At 74.6% G+C, this 18,323-nt stretch carries 10 protein-coding genes, 2 tRNA genes and 1 pseudogene; 3 read left to right on the forward strand and 10 right to left on the reverse strand.

Translation table 11 applies throughout. The features are described from left to right. Nucleotides 1-38 precede the first annotated feature (38 nt). The 6 genes and pseudogenes from QRN89_RS17085 to QRN89_RS17110 form a co-directional block, all read right to left on the reverse strand. Nucleotides 39-2,168 (reverse strand): ArnT family glycosyltransferase, encoded by a 2,130-nt coding sequence (locus QRN89_RS17085; RefSeq protein WP_290350294.1) that lies wholly within the window; start codon nucleotides 2,166-2,168, stop codon nucleotides 39-41. Further along, the gene (locus QRN89_RS17090) at nucleotides 2,165-3,493 is read right to left on the reverse strand and encodes a bifunctional glycosyltransferase family 2/GtrA family protein (RefSeq protein WP_290350295.1); all 1,329 of its coding nucleotides are present in this window, start codon (nucleotides 3,491-3,493) and stop codon (nucleotides 2,165-2,167) included. Before QRN89_RS17090 ends, QRN89_RS17085 begins: the two co-directional genes overlap by 4 nt. Nucleotides 3,494-3,518: 25 nt before the next feature. Then, the gene (locus QRN89_RS17095) at nucleotides 3,519-5,048 is read right to left on the reverse strand and encodes a HAMP domain-containing sensor histidine kinase (RefSeq protein WP_290350296.1); all 1,530 of its coding nucleotides are present in this window, start codon (nucleotides 5,046-5,048) and stop codon (nucleotides 3,519-3,521) included. Beyond that, complete coding sequence (locus tag QRN89_RS17100; RefSeq protein ID WP_290350297.1) at nucleotides 5,049-5,789, reverse strand: response regulator transcription factor; 741 nt, start codon at nucleotides 5,787-5,789, stop codon at nucleotides 5,049-5,051. It abuts the gene before it with no gap. Between the two features lie 177 nt (nucleotides 5,790-5,966). After that, entirely contained in the window at nucleotides 5,967-6,962 is a 996-nt protein-coding gene (locus QRN89_RS17105; protein WP_290350298.1) for an amidohydrolase family protein, read from the reverse strand. 226 nt (nucleotides 6,963-7,188) lie between these two features. Continuing rightward, nucleotides 7,189-8,093, reverse strand: a pseudogene (locus tag QRN89_RS17110) (DUF2797 domain-containing protein). Between the two features lie 411 nt (nucleotides 8,094-8,504). On the opposite strand from QRN89_RS17110, the gene QRN89_RS17115 reads away from it, so the two are divergent. Next, nucleotides 8,505-9,284 carry a calcium-binding protein gene (locus QRN89_RS17115; protein WP_290350299.1) on the forward strand — a complete coding sequence of 260 codons (780 nt, stop codon included), beginning with the start codon at nucleotides 8,505-8,507 and terminating at the stop codon, nucleotides 9,282-9,284. Between the two features lie 88 nt (nucleotides 9,285-9,372). Here QRN89_RS17115 and QRN89_RS17120 read toward each other — a convergent pair. Both QRN89_RS17120 and QRN89_RS17125 read right to left on the reverse strand, forming a co-directional pair. Further along, nucleotides 9,373-9,445: transfer RNA gene (locus tag QRN89_RS17120), tRNA-Arg, on the reverse strand. 354 nt (nucleotides 9,446-9,799) lie between these two features. Beyond that, nucleotides 9,800-9,890: transfer RNA gene (locus tag QRN89_RS17125), tRNA-Ser, on the reverse strand. 235 nt (nucleotides 9,891-10,125) lie between these two features. Between QRN89_RS17125 and QRN89_RS17130 the strand changes: the two genes are divergently transcribed. Then, nucleotides 10,126-10,650 (forward strand): SSI family serine proteinase inhibitor, encoded by a 525-nt coding sequence (locus QRN89_RS17130; RefSeq protein WP_290350300.1) that lies wholly within the window; start codon nucleotides 10,126-10,128, stop codon nucleotides 10,648-10,650. Nucleotides 10,651-11,225: 575 nt separating this feature from the next. Beyond that, a complete protein-coding gene (locus tag QRN89_RS17135; RefSeq protein WP_290350301.1) occupies nucleotides 11,226-15,224 on the forward strand; it encodes a PAS domain-containing protein in 3,999 nt (1,332 codons plus the stop codon). 744 nt (nucleotides 15,225-15,968) lie between these two features. Here QRN89_RS17135 and QRN89_RS17140 read toward each other — a convergent pair. Then, nucleotides 15,969-17,621, reverse strand: coding sequence for a long-chain fatty acid--CoA ligase (locus QRN89_RS17140; RefSeq protein ID WP_290350302.1), 1,653 nt, complete (start codon nucleotides 17,619-17,621; stop codon nucleotides 15,969-15,971). Between the two features lie 90 nt (nucleotides 17,622-17,711). Then, nucleotides 17,712-18,257, reverse strand: a complete 546-nt coding sequence (locus tag QRN89_RS17145; protein ID WP_290350303.1) for a SigE family RNA polymerase sigma factor — start codon at nucleotides 18,255-18,257, stop codon at nucleotides 17,712-17,714. Nucleotides 18,258-18,323: the final 66 nt, after the last annotated feature.

An 18,323-nucleotide genomic window follows, 5' to 3' on the forward strand; every position in this document is an offset into this window, starting at 1 on the left:
CGTACACCGTACAAGGGTTTCCCTTACGCCGTACAGCGTCAATGCGCCGAGGTGAGGTCGTAGAGCGTGGTGCCCCCCACGGTGACCTGGGTGAAGTTCGCCCGGACCCACGCCCGGATCTCGGCGCTGCCCCCGCCACCGGGCCCACCCGGCCGGCCGCCGCCGCCCGCGCCGCCGTCGATGAACCAGTGGATCCGCCCCTCGGCGACGTACTGCTGGAACCGGGCGAGCGTCGGCGACGGATCGCTGCCGTTGAACCCGCCGATCGCCATGACGGGCTTCCCGGTGGCCAGTTGGTACGCGGCCGCGTTCTGGGAGCCGATCGCGGCGGCCACCCAGGTGTGGTCGGAGGCGTTCTCCGTCAGCCTGGCCGCGACGGCGGAACCGACGTCCGGCCCGTCGAGCAGACCGCCCGCCCGGCCGGCCCCGCCCGGCCTTTCGCCCCACGCCCGGCCGCCGTGGCCCTGGCCCTGACCCGTGCCGGGCGAGAGCCCCGCGCCCTGACCGGTGCCGGGCGGCACGCCCGGCCCCCGGCCGGCCCCGCCTTGTCCCGGACCCTGCCCCGGACCCCGGCCGGCCCCCGCGCCCGGCGGGGTCATCGCGGGACCGCCGTCGCCCCGGCCTCCTGGCCCGCCGCGCGGGGACTCCGGTCCCGCCGTCACGATCGAACCCCGGTGCGCGCTCCCCAGCGTGGACAGCGTGTACGCCACGGGCCCGGCCAGCGACGCCGCGAGACCGAGGCCCGCCGCCCCCAGCGCGAGCCCGCGCCCGAGCCGCCCGGCGCACAGCAGTCCCGCCGCGGCCACGAGCCCGGCCACCGGCACCGCCGGACGCAGCCACGGCGCGAAGTCCGCGGTTCGGCCGAGCAGGACGTGGGCCCAGAGCGCCGTCAACGCCACCGCTCCGGCGAGCGCCGCACGGGCCGCGGGGTGCGCGCGCTCCTCCCAGAGCACGGTCGTGCCCATGCCGATCAGCGCCGCGAGGTACGGGGCGAGCGCCACGGTGTAGTACTCGTGGAAGATGCCGGCCATGAAGCTGAAGACCAGGAGCGTCGTCAGCAGCGCCCCGCCCCAGACGAGGAAGGCCGCGCGCGCGGTGTCGGTCCGGCCGCTCCGCCGGGTCACGACGAGGCCCGCGACGAGCAGGACCAGTGCGGCGGGCAGCAGCCAGGAGATCTGGCCTCCGACGCTCTCGCCGAACATCCGCCCGATGCCGGTCTCCCCCCAGCCGCCGCCCTGCCGGCCGCCGCCCCCCTCGCCTCCCACGCTCCCCGTCTCGTTGCCGCTGATGCGACCGAGGCCGTTGTAGCCGAAGGTGAGCTCGAGAAAGCTGTTGTTCCGGGAGCCGCCGATGTACGGGCGCGAGGACGCCGGCCACAGCTCGACGATCGCCACCCACCAGCCGCCGGACACGATCAGCGCCAGTCCCGCGAGGGCGAGTTGGCCGAACCTCCGCCGCACGGGCGCCGGCGCGCACACCGCGTACACGAGCGCGAGCGGCGGCAGCACGAGGAACGCCTGCAGGGTTTTGGTGAGGAACGCGAACCCGACCGCGACGCCCGCCCACACCAGCCAGCCGGTGCGGGCCGCTTCCAGCGCGCGCAGCACGCAGTACACGGCCACCGTCATCAGCAGCGCCAGCAGCGCGTCCGGGTTGTTGAAGCGGAACATCAGCGCGGCGACCGGAGTCAGCGCCAGCACGGCACCCGCGATCAGCCCCGCCGCCGCGCTGAAGCGCCTGCGGACCGCCGCGTGCACGACGGCCACCGCCGCCACGCCCATCAGTACCTCGGGCACCAGGATCTGCCAGGACCCGAGCCCGAACAGCCGTACCGACAACGCCATCGGCCAGAGCGCGGCGGGCGGTTTGTCGACGGTGATCGAGCTCGCGGCGTCGGACGAACCGAAGAGGAACGCCTTCCAGCTCTCACCGCCCGCCTGCACGGCGGCGGAGTAGAAGGAGTTGGCCCATCCGGAGGCGCTCAGGTCGTACAGGTACAGCGCTCCCGTCAGCGCCAGCAGGGCGATCAGGGCGGGTCGCGCCCAGACCGGGTCCTCGGCCCGGCCACGCCACAGCCGGGCGGCCCCGCCGGGCCGCGACGGCGGTCCCGGCGGTCCGGGCTCCGGGCTCCCGGCGGACGTGTGGAGATCGTGCGGTGCGGTCGTCATCGTCGGACCCCCGTGGTCGTGCCGGTCGTACGGACGTGCGGTGCCACCCCGTCCGCGGGGCGCGGGAGGTCGCGGCGGTCGGGAAAGACCCAGGCGCGGAAGAGCAGGAAGCGCAGCACGGTGGCGGCAAGGTTCGCCACGACCAGCACGGCCAGCTCGGTGCCGTGGGAGGGGCTGCCCGCGGCCGCGTCCAGCGCGGCGAGGGAACCGCTGGTGAGGGCGAGGCCGATACCGAGGACCACCAGCCCCTGCGCCTGGTGCAGCACCGCGCGCTCCCGCCCGCGCACCCCGAAGGTCAGCCTCCGGTTCGCGGCCGTGTTGGCGACGGCCGAGAGCAGCAGCGCGGCGGCGTTCGCGGTCTGCGGCCCCGCACCGGCCCGGAACACGGAGTACAGGAGCAGGTAGCAGAGCGTCGAGAGCACGCCGACGGCGCAGAAGCCGACCAGCTGCCGGGCCAGTCCGCCGGGGACGCCGCCGATCCGGCGGTCCCTCGGGTCGTCGCCGAACGGCCGAGCGAGCCGGTCCAGCGGCAGCGTCCCGACCGCCAGCGCCCGCCCGACCCGCAGCACGCCCTTCAGGTCGTCGACGGCCGTGCGCACGATGCGCACGGTGGATTCCGGGTCGTCGACCCAGTCCACGGGCACCTCGTGGATCCGCAGCCCCGCCCGCTCGGCAAGCACCAGCAGCTCGGTGTCGAAGAACCAGCCGGTGTCCTCGACCATCGGCAGCAGGAGCTCGGCCACGTCACGCCGTATCGCCTTGAACCCGCACTGCGCGTCGGAGAAGCGCGCGGCGAGCGAGCCGCGCAGGATCAGGTTGTACGTACGGGAGAGGAACTCCCGCTTCGCCCCGCGCACCACCCGCGACGACCGGGTGAGCCGGGAGCCGATCGCCAGGTCCGAGTGCCCCGAGATCAGCGGGGCGACCAGGGGCAGCAGCGCGTTGAGGTCGGTGGACAGATCGACGTCCATGTACGCCAGCACGGGCGCGTCGGACGCCGCCCACACGGCCCGCAGCGCACGGCCGCGGCCCTTCTGCTCCAGCCGGCGGACCCGGACCCCCGGCACCGAGGCCGCGAGTGCCGCCGCCACCCGGGGCGTCCGGTCGGTGCTCGCGTTGTCCGCGACGGTGATCCGGAAGCCGTACGGGAAGGTGCGGGCGAGATGGGCGTGGAGCCGGCGCACGCACGGCTCCAGGTCCTTCTCCTCGTTGAAGACGGGGATGACCACGTCGAGCACGGGCGTGCCAGCCGGGACCACGGGCAGATGTTCCCGTGCCGGCAGGGTGCCCGTGGCGGTGGTGTCCGCCGGGGTGTCGGTTCGCATGGTCCGACTCTCGACGGGTCGGCTGTCACCCTCGTGTGCCGAGGCTGTGCGCCGTCTGTGAGTCCACGGGCTCATGGGCGAGCGGGAGCCGCACGGCGAAGACCGTGCGGCCCGGCACGCTCCGCACGTGCACCGTCCCGCCGTGCGCGGTGACCACGGCGTGCACGATCGCCAGCCCGAGGCCGGTGCTGCCGGCGTGCCGGGAGCGTGAGGCGTCGCCGCGCGCGAAGCGCTCGAACACATGCGGAAGCAGGGCGGGCGGAATGCCGGGGCCGTCGTCGCGGATCTCCAGCGCGACCGCCGTCCCGCACTCCAGCGGCCGCACGGCCGCGGTCACGGTGGTGCCCGGCGGGGTGTGCGTACGGGCGTTGGCCAGCAGATTGACCAGCACCTGCTGCAACCGCTCCGGATCGGCCCGCACCACGGCCGGGTCCTCCGGCAGGTCCAGGCGCCAGACGTGCTCGGGTCCCGCGGCCCGGGCATCGCTCACCGCGTCGACGACCAGCGGGGACACATCGGTGCCGCGGTACGCCAGCGGCCGTCCGGCGTCGAGCCGTGCCAGCAGGAGCAGATCCTCCACCAGCCCCGTCATCCGGGTGGCCTCCGACTCGATCCGGGCGAGCGCGTGCCGGGTGTCGGGACCGGGCCGCTCCCGGCCGCGCCGGGTCAGCTCGGCGTAGCCGCGGATGGACGCCAGCGGGGTGCGCAGCTCATGGCCGGCGTCCGCCACGAACTGCCGCACCCTCGTCTCGCTCTCCTGCCGCGCGTGCAGGGCGGAGTGGACGTGGTCGAGCATCCGGTTGAGCGCGGCGCCCACCCGGCCGACCTCGGTCGCGGGGTCGGCCTCCGCCTCGGGCACCCGCTCGTGCAGGGCCACCTCACCGCTGTGCAGGGGCAGTTGGGAGACACGGGTGGCGGTCGCCGCGACCCTCCGCAGCGGCCGCAGCGCGACCCCGACGAGAGTGCCGCCCGCCAGTCCGGCGGCAGCCAGTCCGGCGGCGGTCACGCAGACCTCGACGACCACGAGGGTGCCCAGGGTGCTGTGGACCTCGGTGAGGGGGACACCGACGAGGAACGCGCCGTTGCCGCCCGCCCGGTACTCGACGCGGTAGCCGCCGAGTCCCGGCAGCTCCACGGTGTGCGGCTGTCCGTCGCGCGGCACGGCCGCGAGTTCGGCCTTCTCCGCACCGGTCAGGGCCCGGTCCGTTATCCACGGACCCAGTTCGTCCGAGTCCTGCTGGGTGGAGACGAGGCCGTCGCCGAGGCCACCGTCCGGGGTGACCTGGACGCCGACCGTCCCGAGCGGCGCGCCGCCGCCGGTGACGAAGCGCAGCGGCTCCGGGGGCCGCGGCCCGGCGGCCGGTGCGCCCGGAGGGGGACCGGCCGCCCGCAGCGCGACACCGTGCAGTTGCTCGTCCTTCTGCCCGTAGAGGTAGGTGCGCAGCGCGAGCGTCGTCACGGTGCCGATGACCGCCGCGACCACCGCGATGAGCACCACGGCGGACACCACGAGCCGTGTCCGCAGCGACCATCCGCCGCCCGTGCCGCCGCTCACCTAGTCACCGGGCTTGATCAGGTATCCCGCCCCGCGCCGGGTGTGGATCATCGGGGTGCGCCCCGCGTCGATCTTGCGCCGGAGATAGGAGATGTAGAGCTCGACCACATTGGCCTGGCCGCCGAAGTCGTACGACCAGACCCGGTCCAGGATCTGCGCCTTGCTGAGCACCCGCCGGGGGTTGCGCATCAGATAGCGCAGCAGCTCGAACTCGGTCGCCGTGAGGTGGATCGACGTGCCGGCCCGGGTGACCTCGTGACTGTCCTCGTCGAGCTTCAGGTCGCCGACGACGAGCAGGGACCCGTCGCGCGCGGCCGCCGCGGTGCCCGAGCGCCGGATCAGCCCGCGCAGTCGCGCCACGACCTCCTCCAGGCTGAACGGCTTGGTCACGTAGTCGTCACCGCCCGCCGTCAGACCGGCGATCCGGTCCTCGACGGCGTCCCTGGCCGTCAGGAACAGCACCGGCACGTCCGGGAGTTCGCGCCGCAGCCTGCCGAGGACGGTCAGCCCGTCCATGTCGGGCAGCATCACGTCGAGGATCACCGCGTCGGGCCGGAAATCGCGCGCCGCGCGTACGGCACCCGCTCCGTCGCCCGCGCTGCGCACCTCCCACCCCTCGTAGCGCAGGGCCATCGAGAGCAGCTCGGTGAGGGAGGACTCGTCGTCCACGACGAGCACCCGTACGGGGCCGCCGTCGGTCCTGCGCAGTCCGGTCCGTCCCCGGGCGGTGGTCGTCGTCATACCGCCCACTCTGCGAGGCAGCGCTGAGAGGGGCCTTGCCCTTCCCTGTGAATTCCCTGAGAACCGTCCGGGCCGCCTCCGGAGCACGGGGTCACGGGCCGGCGGGCCTCACCGGTTCACGCGACCCGCCGGCCGGAGGCGGTGGCGGCGGACCGGGTAGGGGCAGGGGGTAGGGCATCACGGCTCGACGCGGAACAGCGCGGCCGCGTTCCCGTGGCAGACGGCGCGCAGCCAGTCGTCGCCGAGGTCCAGCCGCTCCAGCGCCCGGAGCTGGTGCAGATAGGGGTACGGGATGTTGGGGAAGTCCGTCCCGAGCAGCACGCGGTCCCCCAGGTCCGCCAGCCGTGCCCGCTCGGCCGCGGGAAACGGGCTGAGACGCTCGCTGAAGTCGGTGAACGCCATCGTCGTGTCCAGGCGCACCTCCTCGTGGCGCTCGGCGAGGTCCAGGAAGTCCGTGTACTCCGGCATCCCCATGTGGGCGACGATCAGCGGCAGTCGGGGATGGCGCGCGAGGAGACGCCCCACCGGCTCGGGCCCCGTGTGCTTGCCGGGCGCCGGCCCGGACCCGCAGTGCATCACCACCGGCACGCCCGCCTCGGCGAGCAGCCCCCACACCGGGTCGAGGAGGGTGTCGCCGGGGTCGTACGCCCCGACCTGGACGTGCGACTTGAACACCCGGGCCCCGCTCTCGACTGCCGCGCGGACATAGCGCTCGACACCCTCCTCGGGGTACAGCGTCGCCGTGCGCAGACAGTCGGGCGTCCGGGCGGCGAAGTCCGCGGCCCATCCGTTGAGCCACTCCGCCATGCCCGGTTTGTGGGGGTACAGCATGGAGGTGAATTTCTTCACCCCGAACTCCCGCAGCAGCGCGAGCCGTCGGCCCTCCTCCTCGCGGTAGGTGATGGGCCACGCCACGCCCGTCAGCGGCCCGGCGGAGTCGAAGTACGCCCACACCTTGTCCAGGACCCGCTCGGGCATGAAGTGGGTGTGCACGTCGATGAGTCCGGGCAGCCCCAGCCTCGTCCAGAACGCCCGTACCGCCAGGGCCTCGGTCCCGTCCGCGGCCGGGCTACCGCCGGGCCCCGCCACCGCTTCGCGGGCCGCTCCCGCCGTCTCCGGCGAACAGCACGGGGAGGTGGGGAGGTTCGGTTCCGGCACGGGGTGATCGCTCATGACCCCACCCTCCGACGTACGCCGACGGGCTGTCCAGGCCCGGCTCCGGTCGCGGGCGGTGCCGGGCGGATGTCCGCGTACCGGGGCCTGGTCCGGCAGCGGCGACCGCACCGGGCCCGCGCACCGGGGCAGGACCTGCCGGTGGCCGGGCCGGACCGGCCCCGTCGACCCCGGCCGGATCCCGTCGGACCCGTCCCGGACCGGGACCCGACCGGGACCCGACCGGTCAGAAGAGCCCGTCCTGGACGCCCGTCGGCAGCTCGTCCACCGGCACGGCCGGCACGGAGCGGGGATCGGCCGCGACGAGCTCCCAGCCCGACATCAAGCGGGTGTCGAGGACCGTCACCCGGCCGTCGTCGGTGCCCAGATGCAGATCGGGGCCCGCGGCGGCGACGAGCCGCCCGGCCACGCCTCCGCCGTCCACCAGCTCCCGCACCACCCGCAGGACCGCCGGGCCCCCGGCCGCCGCGCCGGGCCGCACCGTGCGCTCCAGCCCGAACACCCGTGCGTGGTCCACCACCTCGAACCCGGTCCGCTCCAGCGCCTCGGGCCACCCCGGGAGCGCCACGGCCCGCGCGTACAGCTCCACGACCTCGGCGGCCCGCTCGTCCGCACCGGCCGGAAGCACCGGTCGCACCGCCCGCTTCCGCGCGTAGGGGACCCGGTCCGGCACGCCGAGCGCGGCACGCAGCAGTTCCTCCGTGCGGCGCGCGGCCATCAGCGGTCCGCGGCCCAGCCAGCAGAACACCACCGCGCCCTGCTCCAGCAGACGCGCCGTGCCCCGCTCCTCGGCGGTGATCCCGACCTTCACCATCCCGGGCCCGAACCAGGCCAGATACACCCGGAACGTCCGCGGGTCGTCGGCCACGGTGTCGGCCGCCACGGAGTGCGCCCGGTCCAGTCGCGCGCACTCCGGGCACTGCCCGCCGGTGCTCCTGCCGGGCACCACGGCCCCGAGCGGGCAGACATGCCCCCGCGCCCCGGCACAGTGCCTCACCCCGACCGCCCGGAAGGCGATCTCCTGTCCGGCAGCGAGCGGGCTCGGCCGCGTCTGCGTACCGCGCGCCCACCTCAGCTCAGGAGCACCCCGCCCCCAGCTCAGCCCCGGCACCGCCACCGCTCGCCGCCCATGCCCGCACTCCTCCAGCAGGTCCCGCGCATGAGGCCCCCGGATCTCCCCGGGGGCCTCTCGGCTCTGTGCACTCGGCAGGATTCGAACCCGCAACCTTCTGATCCGCAGCTCCGGCCCGGTCGGTCGTCGACGTCCGTACCGGTCGCTTCGAGGGCCCCACGAGGACGCTACCGGACGGGGTCGGGTGCCGGCCCGGGCATGGTCGGCTTCCCCCGGCGGGCACCGCCGACCCACCGCGTCCGTGCGGGTGGCGGCCGAAGGAGTGCTTCCGGCGAGCCGGCACACCACCGTGACCTGCGGAAGGACCCCGACAGCGGGTGCGGGTCCCCGGGCCCGCGGGAGCGGGCCGGACGGGAGTGTGACTTTCTGGGGGAGACAGCCGCGTCCCTCGCCCAGGAGACAGCCGAGCCATGTTCGAGTTCCGCCCGTTTGAGGACGACCGGCCGAAGACGGCTCCTGCCGGGTGCTCCGGCCGACGCCGCGCCGGTACCCGGTCGCTGACCGCACTCGCCGTCCTCGTCATCGGAGGACTGCTCGTCTTCTCCGCCTCCACCACGTCCGCCGCACCCGGACCATCGCGGCGAGGGATGGAGTCGACCGCCTCGACCACGTCCCAGGTGTCGAGGACGTCGGGCGGCTCGACCTGTGAGGACGCCAGACCCACCAAAGTGGGCACCGAGCGGAACGACGTCATCTTCGGGACCCCCGGCAACGACGTGATCTTCGCACTCGGAGGCAATGACACGGTCCACGCGTTCGGGGGGAACGACCTCATCTGCGGGGGCCCGGGCAACGACACCCTCAACGGTGACAGGGACAACGACCAGCTCTTCGGCGGCAAGGGCGACGACCAGCTCTTCGGCGGCTGGGAGAACGACGAACTCCACGGTGACTCGGGCAACGACGAGCTCCGCGGCGAAACAGGCAACGACGAGCTTTCCGGCGGCTCGGGCAACGACCGGCTCTCCGGGTTCCTGGGCAACGACGCCCTGTTCGGCGGAAGGGGCAACGACGAGCTCCGCGGCGGAAGGGACAACGACGAGCTCTACGGGGACGCGGGCAACGACCAGCTCTTCGGGGAGGCCGACGACGACGCCCTGGACGGCGGATCGGGCACGAACCGCAACAACGGCGGATCCGGAGTCAACAGCTGCGTCGACCCGAGCCGTGGCCCCGGCTGCAACGACTGAGCCCGGAACGGGCGCGGTTGCTGTATTCGCTGCCGTACCGCACGACAAAGCCCCCTCCGGGATGATCCCGAGGGGGCTTTGGTCTGTGTGCACTCGGCAGGATTCGAACCTGCAACCTTCTGATCCGTAGTCAGATGCTCTATCCGTTAAGCTACGAGTGCTTGTCTGCCCGGGCTTTTCGGCCCGGTCGGCGTTGCGGGAACAACATTACATGACCTGCGCCGCCAGGCGAAATCCATTAGCCGCACCCCATCTGACCTGCATAAATGCCCGGACGGCCGTACGGGCGCCCATCGCTGGGGCCGCGGCCCCCGGCGGTGCGGAAGCGCGCGGAGCGCCGGAGACGGACCCCCGGGCGCCGGGAGAGGGCCGCGGCGCCCGCCGGGTGCGGCACCGGCGAGGAGCAGGCGTCACCGCGGGCAGCCGCCACGGCCGGAGGCGGCCGGCGGAACGGCCGGACGCGCACCGGGAACGGCCGAAGCCCCGGCCGTCGGGCCGGGGCTTCGGTGAGGGTGCGGAGGCGGAGGGATTTGAACCCTCGATGGGCTTTAAGACCCAAACCGCATTAGCAGTGCGGCGCCATAGACCGGACTAGGCGACGCCTCCAGCCCACCCGCGCGGACGCGGGTGGTGCGTGCAGATGATGACACAGCCGGGTGGGGTGTCACCAATCGCTCCCCACGGTACTAGGCGCCCGGGCTCCTGGGCAAAGACGCGCACACCCCCCGATCGGCCCACCCAGGGTTGCGCAACGCCCCGGCACGCGGAGCGTTAGAGATGCCGGGACGCCGTCCCCCGAAGCGGGGCCCCGCCCCCAAGACCTTCGCTTCCAGGAGAACGCATGCTGCGCCGCCTCGTCCTCACCGTCGCCGCGACGGCCACGGCCTCCCTCGCCGCGCTGACCGCGGCCGTGCCGACCGCGGGTGCCGCCCCGCACACGCCGATCCCGCTGCCGCTGCTCGAACCCGGCCAGCCGGAACGTACGGACCGTTCCGCGCCCGGGGACCGGCTCACCGTGACCACCTCGGAGACCGGGAACCCCCAGGCCGACGGCACGTACGAGCTGACGTGCGGCTCGGCGGGCGGTCCGGCAGGCGGCTCGCACCCCGAGGCGCAGGCCGCCTGCGAGCGGCTGTCCGAGTTCGCGACGGACCAGCGGGACCCGTTCAGCCCCGTCGGCGAGGACACCATGTGCACGATGCAGCACGGCGGCCCCGCCACCGCGCGGATCACCGGGACCTGGCGCGGCCAGACCGTCGACGCGACGTTCGACCGCACGAACGGTTGCGAGATCCGCCGCTGGGAGACCCTGGAGCCGGTCCTCCCGACCGCACGCCAGGACGACGCCCCGGCGCCCCGGACGTGACCCACCGCTGAGGGAGTCCCGCCGGGCGCCCCGGCGGGAGCCCGGCCCTCCGCCCCCGCTGAGGCTGCCCGGGCCCCTTCCCGGCCCGGCGCTTGCCGGCCTCTTCCCGGCCCGGCTCCTTCCCTTCCCGCCCGACGCTTCCGGCCTTCCGGACGGTGCCTCCGGGCCGGCGCCCGCCGGTCCTTCCCGGATGCTGCTCCGGGCGCGGAGGCGCCCTTGAGCGCCGGCGCGGGGACCGCCGGTCCCGGGCCGGCCCCACCCGGACGGCCCCCTGTCGGGAGCCGCGCGTCATCCGTCCCGGGGGTTTCCGCCAACGCCCCGGCCCACGCCCGCTTGACGTCCCACAGCGGAACCCAGCACTCCGGGCGGCCCGGCCCCGCCCAGGTCAGAGGGCCTGCCGGGGGCCCCGGGGCGACTGTGTGTACACAGAACCTTGGTGAGAGCTCCCCCTCATCCACCGCCGCGGCCGCCTCCCCAGCCCTTAGACTCCCTCCAGTGACAGGCTGCGGCCGCGAGGGCAAGATGGCCCCGGCCGTCCGCCGCAAGATGCTGTAGGTCAGGGAGGAAGCGTCGTCGTGAGCAGCAGGCCATCCCGAGGCGCTGCTCGCCTCGCCGCCATACTCGACGCCCTCCCGGACGGGCTCGTCCTCGTCAACTGCAACGGCACGGTCGTCAACGCCAACACCATCGCCCTCGAAATGTTCGAGGCCCCCGGTACCGCGCTCGTCGGGCGCGGGCTCCTCGACCTGCTGCCGGCGTTCGACTCCAGGCTGATCCCCGGCTCGATGCGCCGCCCCGACTCCGCCGACGAACGCGGCCGCACGAAGCCGACCCGGATGGTCGCGCGCCGCACCGACGGCAGCGAGTTCCCCGTGGAGGTGACCAGCGCCAGCCTCGAGGACGGCCGTGAGGCGTACGACTCCCCCGGCGTCGGGAGCGGCTACACCGGCGACGAACTGCTGATGCTCGTCGTGCGCGACCTCTCCGGCACCGTCGACACCGAGGCCGAACTCGCGCGCTCCCAGCGGCAGACCGAGATGATCCTGCGCGCCGCCGCCGAAGGTGTCGTCGGCACGGACACGGACGGCCGCGTCGTCCTCGTCAATCCGGCGGCCGCCCAGATCCTCGGCTTCCGCGCCAGCGACCTCGGCGGCAAGGATCTGCACCCGCTGATCCTGCACTCCCGCCCGGACGGCGAACCCTTCCCGTACGAGGAGTCGCCGCTCGCCGACACGCTCAAGTCCGGGCGCAAGCACCGCGTCCGCGGGCAGGTGCTGTGGGCCAAGGACGGCAAGCCGGTGCCCGTCGACCTGACGACCGCTCCGGTGCGGGACGGGGAGCAGCTGGTCGGCGCGGTCATGACGTTCACCGACCGTCGGCCCTACGAGGAGCAGGCGGAGCGGCACGCCGCGGAGCTCGCCGAACGGGACGAGAAGTACAGCAGGGACATCGCGGAGCGCGACGAGAAGTACGCGACCGACATGGCCGAGCGGGACGAGCAGCACGCGGCCGAACTGGCGGAGCTGACCGAGAAGCACACCGCCGAGATCGCGGACAGGACCGAGCAGTACGCCGCGGAGATCGAGACCCGGGACGAGCGGGAGGCCTCGCTGGCCGCCCGGCACACCCAGCTGGCCGCGGTGCTCGGCGACGCCCTGCGCGGGCCCCTGGAGGAGCTGCGCGGCGAGCTCGGGAAGCTGGCCGCCGATCCGGCAGGGCAGCTCTGGCCGGAGGCCAACCAGGTCCTGCACCACCTGGCCGCGGGCTACGCCCGGATGACGACGCTGGTGGACAACGTCCTGGGCTTCCAGCGGCTGGACGCCGGCGCGGAGCAGCTGCACAAGGACGTCGTCCTCCTCGACGCGGTCGTGGCGGCCGGTGTCGAGGGCGCGGTCGAGCTGATCGGCCCCGGGCGGGCGCAGTTCGCGGTGCACGCCCCGCCGATCGAGGCCGAGGTGGACGGCGCTCGGCTGGCGACGGCGCTGGCCCATCTGGTCGCCGACGTCGCCGGCGTCGACTCGACGGGCAAGGCCAGGGTGGTACCCGGCGCCGGGTACGTCGACTCGACCATCGTGGTCGCGGCGGCGCAGCGCGGCGACGTCGTACGGATCGAGGTGCGCGGTCCGCACTCCGGCGGCGATCCGGTGCACGAGCCCATCGTCCGCGGCATCGTGACCGCGCACGGCGGCGTGCTGCAGACGCACGAGGTACCGGGCATGAGCGGCAGCGCCTACGTCCTGGAGTTGCCGCTCGGCAGCGGCGCCGGCACGGTGGCGCCCCCGGCGGCGGCCCCCGAGCAGCAGGGACCGACGGCCCTCCCGGCGCAGGCCACGACCGGCGGCGGGCGGCGGCGCGCGCGGCGGGCCTCGACCGACGCGTTCCTGGAGAGCCCGACGGGTCCCGACGGCGCATCGCCGTCCGCCGAGCCCTCCGGGCGGCGCCGGGCGCGCACGGACGCCGACTCGGGCGAGGGCACGAGCGGCGCAGGCGTGGCCGGCCCCGGCGGCGCCGAGCAGGCGGGGACGCCGACCAGCGGCGGAGGCACGGGGCGGCGGCGCGGCCGGCCGAGCCCCGCCGAGGCCGAGCTGGCAGCCCTCCCGGCCGCGCAGGGCGGTTCGGTCGTGACCGCGGCGGAGGCCGGAGCGGGCCGCCCGGCGCTGGGCGACACCGTCCCGCCCCAGGGCGTGGGCCCGGAAGCCGCGGCGCAGGGCACCGGGCGGCGGGCCCGGCGCGCCCAGCCGGCGCTTCCCGCTCTGCCGCCGGCCGGCCCGGCCCCGGACGCCCCCGCGGCCACGGCGCAGGGCACCGTTCAGCACGGCGGTCAGGGCATGGCCGCGCTGGAGCCCGCAAGCACGGGAGCGGGGTCCGGCACGGGTGCCGGGACCGGTGGGCAGCAGGGCGGTCGGCGGGCCCGGCGCGCGCTCGCGACGGGCAACGACCGGCAGGCCCCGGCCGAGGAGCCGAGGGGCCCGTTCGCACTGCCGCCCGCGGAGGCCGACCGTACCCCGGCGCCTTCCGCCGTCGACGAGAGCCGCCACGACCAGGTGCGCCCCGAGCCGGACGCCGATCACACCCCGCCGCAGCCGCATCCCGTGCCGACCGGGCGCCGGCGTGCCCGCCCGCCCGAGGCCGGGACGCCGGGGCAGGGCATCCCCGCGCAGGCCGGACCCGCGACACCCACCGCATCCGGTCCGGTTCCGCCAGCGGCTCCGCGGACGAACGCCGCGAACGCCGGTCCCGGCGGGGACACCGGTTCCGTACCGCTGCCTCCGGCGGCTCCGGTCCCGGCCGAGCCCGCCGCGCGCCGCGCCGCCCAGCCACTGCCCGCCGCCCAGCCACTGCCCGCCGAGGCGCCGGTGCCCGCCGAGCGGACGACGACACCGGCGAGGGGGACCACCGCTCCGGTGCCCGCCCCGGAGCCGGTCGACCCCGATGCATCCCAGGGCAGGGCGTTCAGCGTGCGCACGCTCGGTCAGGGCGTGCCGTTCGCCCAGCAGATCGCCCAGCAGCAGAACCGTCCGGTCGTGCCCGCCGCGTCCGCGTCCCCGCTGGGGGCCGCCGCCCAGAACCAGACGCTGGGCTCCGGTCGCCGCCGCAAGCTGGCCACCCGGCAGGAGGGCGAGCAGCAGGTGTCCGAGTCCGAGACGGGGGCGCGGCCTCATCCGCAGCCCCAGGCGGCGCCCGCCACCGCGCCGGGTCCTTCGCAGCGGCTCGGTGCGCCCGCCGAGGGCCGGGCGTACGCGATCGGCGCCCCGGACGAGGGCGCGGAGGGACCGGAGCCGCTGGACGGTCCCGGTGGCGCGGTCGAGGTCGCCAACCGGCCTGCGCCGCTGCCCCGGGACGACGAACTGCCTCCGGAGCCGCTGGACAACCCGCGTCGGCTGCTGGTCTGGCCGGCGCCCGACGTCGCCACGCAGCAGGCGCTGAGCGACCGCGGCTACCGGCCGGTGATCGTGCACTCCCGCGAGGAGGTGGACGCGCAGATCGCCGCCTTCCCGGCAGCGCTCTTCGTCGACCCGCTGACCGGGCCGATCACCCGTACCGCGCTGCAGTCGCTTCGCCAGGCCGCGGTGGCCGCCGAGGTCCCCGTGCTGCTGGCGGCCGGACTGGGCCAGGCGACGCGCGAGGCCGCGTACGGAGCGGACCCCGCCGTACTGCTGAAGGCCCTGGCTCCGCGCGACAGCGAACAGCATCCGTCCAGGGTCCTGCTGATCGAGCAGCACGACGACATCGCGGCCGCGCTCACGGCCACGCTGGAACGGCGCGGGATGCAGGTCGCGCGGGCCGCGACCGACGCGGACGCGGTGGCGCTCGCCCAGCAGACGCGGCCGAACCTGGTGGTGATGGACCTGATGCAGGTGCGCCGCCGCCGTGCCGGGATCATCGACTGGCTGCGCGCGAACGGGCAGTTGAACCGCACCCCGCTGGTCGTCTACACCTCGGCCGGGCTCGACCAGGCGGAGCTGCCGAAGCTCTCCTCGGGCGAGACCGTCCTCTTCCTGGCGGAGCGGTCCACGAGCGCCGAGGTCCAGGGCCGGATCGTGGACCTGCTGGCGAAGATCGGCACCAACTAGGGCGGGGCGCGGAGGCAGCTCCGTCCGCCCGCAGGGCGGGGCCTGCGGCGTCCGGTGCGTGCGATCGCACGGCGCAGGATCATCCTCGTACTGGACGTACCTGGACGACTCCGACAACGCAGCGAGCGTGCGTGCCAGGCGTCGCGGGTCGGCCTAGCGCCGGGCAGGCGGGTGGCGCCCGCCGGGCAGGGCAAGCACCGCAATCGGCGACCGGCGGCTGCGACGGGCCGCCGACGCCGGCGACCACAGCCGGGTCTTCACGACCGCCCACGCACCCGTCGTCCGGCACCCCGGAGCGCCCGGGGCACCGATCCGCCGCCGGGAGGCGAAACCGTGCCCGAGGTCCACACGCCCCCGACACCCGCCGCGCAGGGCAAGCACCGCAATCGGCGACCGGCGGCTGCGACGGGCCGCCGACGCCGGCGACCACAGCGGGGACCTCACAGCCGCCGCGTCCCGGGCGTCCGGCACCCCGGAGCGCCCGGGGCACCGATCCGCCGCCGGGAGGCAGAACGCGCCCGGGGTTCCACACGGACCCACGGCCCAGGGACGCCGGCGCACTGTGCGGACGGCGCACGGACCCGGCGCCGCACATACCCGACCACCGACGGCGACGGACCCGGCGCGGCACGGAGCGGCCTCGGCCCGCAGCGGGCGCCGCACGGAGCCGGGCACGGCGGCACCCGCGGGCGCACGCGGCCAGGCCCGGTGCGCGATGCGCTCCGGGCCGAACGCCGGGGCTGCCTACCGCACTTCGGTGACCTGGAGCTCGCCGTCCGCGTACTGCCGGCGGATCACCTTCTTGTCGAACTTGCCGACGCTGGTCTTCGGCACGGACGGGATGATGGCCCAGCGCTCGGGCAGCTGCCACTTGGCGATCCGCCCGGCCAGGAACTCCTTCAGCGACACGTAGTCGGCGGTCGAACCGTCCTTCAGCACCACCGTCGCCAGCGGGCGCTCGCCCCACTTCTCGTCCGGTACGGCCACGACGGCCGCCTCGGCCACCTCCGGGTGCGCCATCAGCGCGTTCTCCAGCTCGACGGACGAGATCCACTCGCCGCCGGACTTGATGACGTCCTTGGCCCGGTCGGTGAGCGTGAGGAAGCCGTCCGGGCCGATGACGCCGACGTCACCGGTCTTCAGCCAGCCGTCCTCGCTGAACTTGTCGGCAGGGCGCAGCGGTTCGCCGGCCGCACCGCCGTAGTACGCGCCCGCGATCCAGGGACCGCGTACCTCCAGCTCGCCCGCGGACTCGCCGTCCCACGGCAGGAACTCCCCGCCCGGGCCGCGCAGTCGTGCCTCGACACCCGCCGGGAAGCGGCCCTGGGTGAGCCGGTAGCCGAACTCCGCCTCCGTGCCGACCGCGTGGGCCGGCGGCCGGGCGATGGTGCCCAGCGGCGAGGTCTCGGTCATGCCCCAGGCGTGGCAGACCCGCATGCCCAGCGAGTCGAACGCCTCCATCAGCGACGGCGGGCAGGCCGAACCGCCGATGGTGACCTGGGTGAGCGAGCTCACATCGCGCGGCTTGGCGGTGAGTTCGGCGAGGAGGCCCTGCCAGATGGTGGGCACGGCCGCGGCGTGCGTCGGGCGCTCGGACTCGATCATCTCGGCGAGCGGGCCCGGCTGCAGGAAGCGGTCCGGCATCAGCATGTTCACGCCGGACATCAGCACCGCGTGCGGCAGGCCCCAGGCGTTCACATGGAACTGGGGAACGACGACGAGGCTCGTGTCGGCGTCCGTCAGACCCATCGACTGGGCCATGTTGACCTGCATGGAGTGCAGATAGATCGAGCGATGGGAGTACACCACTCCCTTGGGGTCGCCGGTGGTGCCGGAGGTGTAGCACATGGCGGCCGCCGAGCGCTCGTCCAGCTCCGGCCAGTCGTACGTGGCCGGCTTCCCGGCGAGCAGTTCCTCGTACTCGTGCACGCGGGCGGCGGCGCCGTCCAGCACCGAGCGGTCGCCGGGGCCCGAGACCACGACGTGCTCGACGGTGGGCAGGTGGGGCAGCAGGGGCGCCAGCAGGGGGAGCAGCGAACCGTTGACGATCACGACCCGGTCGGCGGCGTGGTTGACGATGAACACCAGCTGCTCGACCGGCAGTCGCAGGTTGAGCGTGTGCAGGACCGCGCCCATGCAGGGAATCGCGTAGTAGGCCTCGACGTGCTCGGCGTTGTTCCACATGAGGGTCGCGACCCGCTCGTCACCGGTGACGCCCAGATCGTCGCGCAGGGCGTGGGCGAGCCGGGCCGAGCGCTCGCCGATCTCACGGTAGCTGCGGCGCTGCGGCTCGCCGTCGCCCGTCCATGTGGTGACCTGTGAACTTCCGTGGATCGTCGTCCCGTGGTTCAGGATGCGGGTGACGGTCAGTGGTACGTCCTGCATGGTGCTCAGCACGGCGTCCTCCCGGTGGGCGCACAGCTCTAAGGGGTGTGCAGATTCTGCGCACATACCACTCGGTATGTCACTACCCCCGGGTAAGAAAGCTCAGCGGACCGGGGAGAGCTCCGGGTCCTCACGGAGCTTTCCGAGCGCCCGCGAGACCGCGCTCTTGACCGTGCCCACGGAGACGCCCAGCACCTCGGCGGTCTGCACCTCGCTGAGATCCTCGTAGTACCTGAGGACGACCATCGCGCGCTGCCGCTCCGGGAGCCTCATCACGGCCCGCCACATCGCGTCGTGCAGCACCTGCCGCTCGGCCGGGTCGGCCGGCGGCGGTCCGGAGGGCTCGGGCAGCTCCTCGCAGGAGAACTCGTCGACCTTGCGCTTGCGCCACTGCGACGTGCGGGTGTTGAGCAGCGCACGGCGGACGTACCCGTCGAGGGCCCGGTGGTCCTCGATGCGCTCCCAGGCGACATAGGTCTTGGCGAGCGCGGTCTGCAGCAGATCCTCGGCGTCGTTCGGGTTGGCCGTGAGGGAGCGGGCGGTCCGCAGCAGCACGGGCCCCCGCGCCCGTACGTACGACGAGAACGACGTGTAGGAGGTCGGCGGCACGGCGGCGCTGGAAGCGGTCGTGCAGACTGGCGTGGTCATGGCTCCACGCTAGGAGCGGGGCCTCCCAGCCGGATCGGCCCCAGGTCCCGAACCCGGATCCGCCTC

The organism is Streptomyces sp. HUAS CB01 (genome assembly GCF_030406905.1).
GTDB lineage: Bacteria > Actinomycetota > Actinomycetes > Streptomycetales > Streptomycetaceae > Streptomyces > Streptomyces chengbuensis.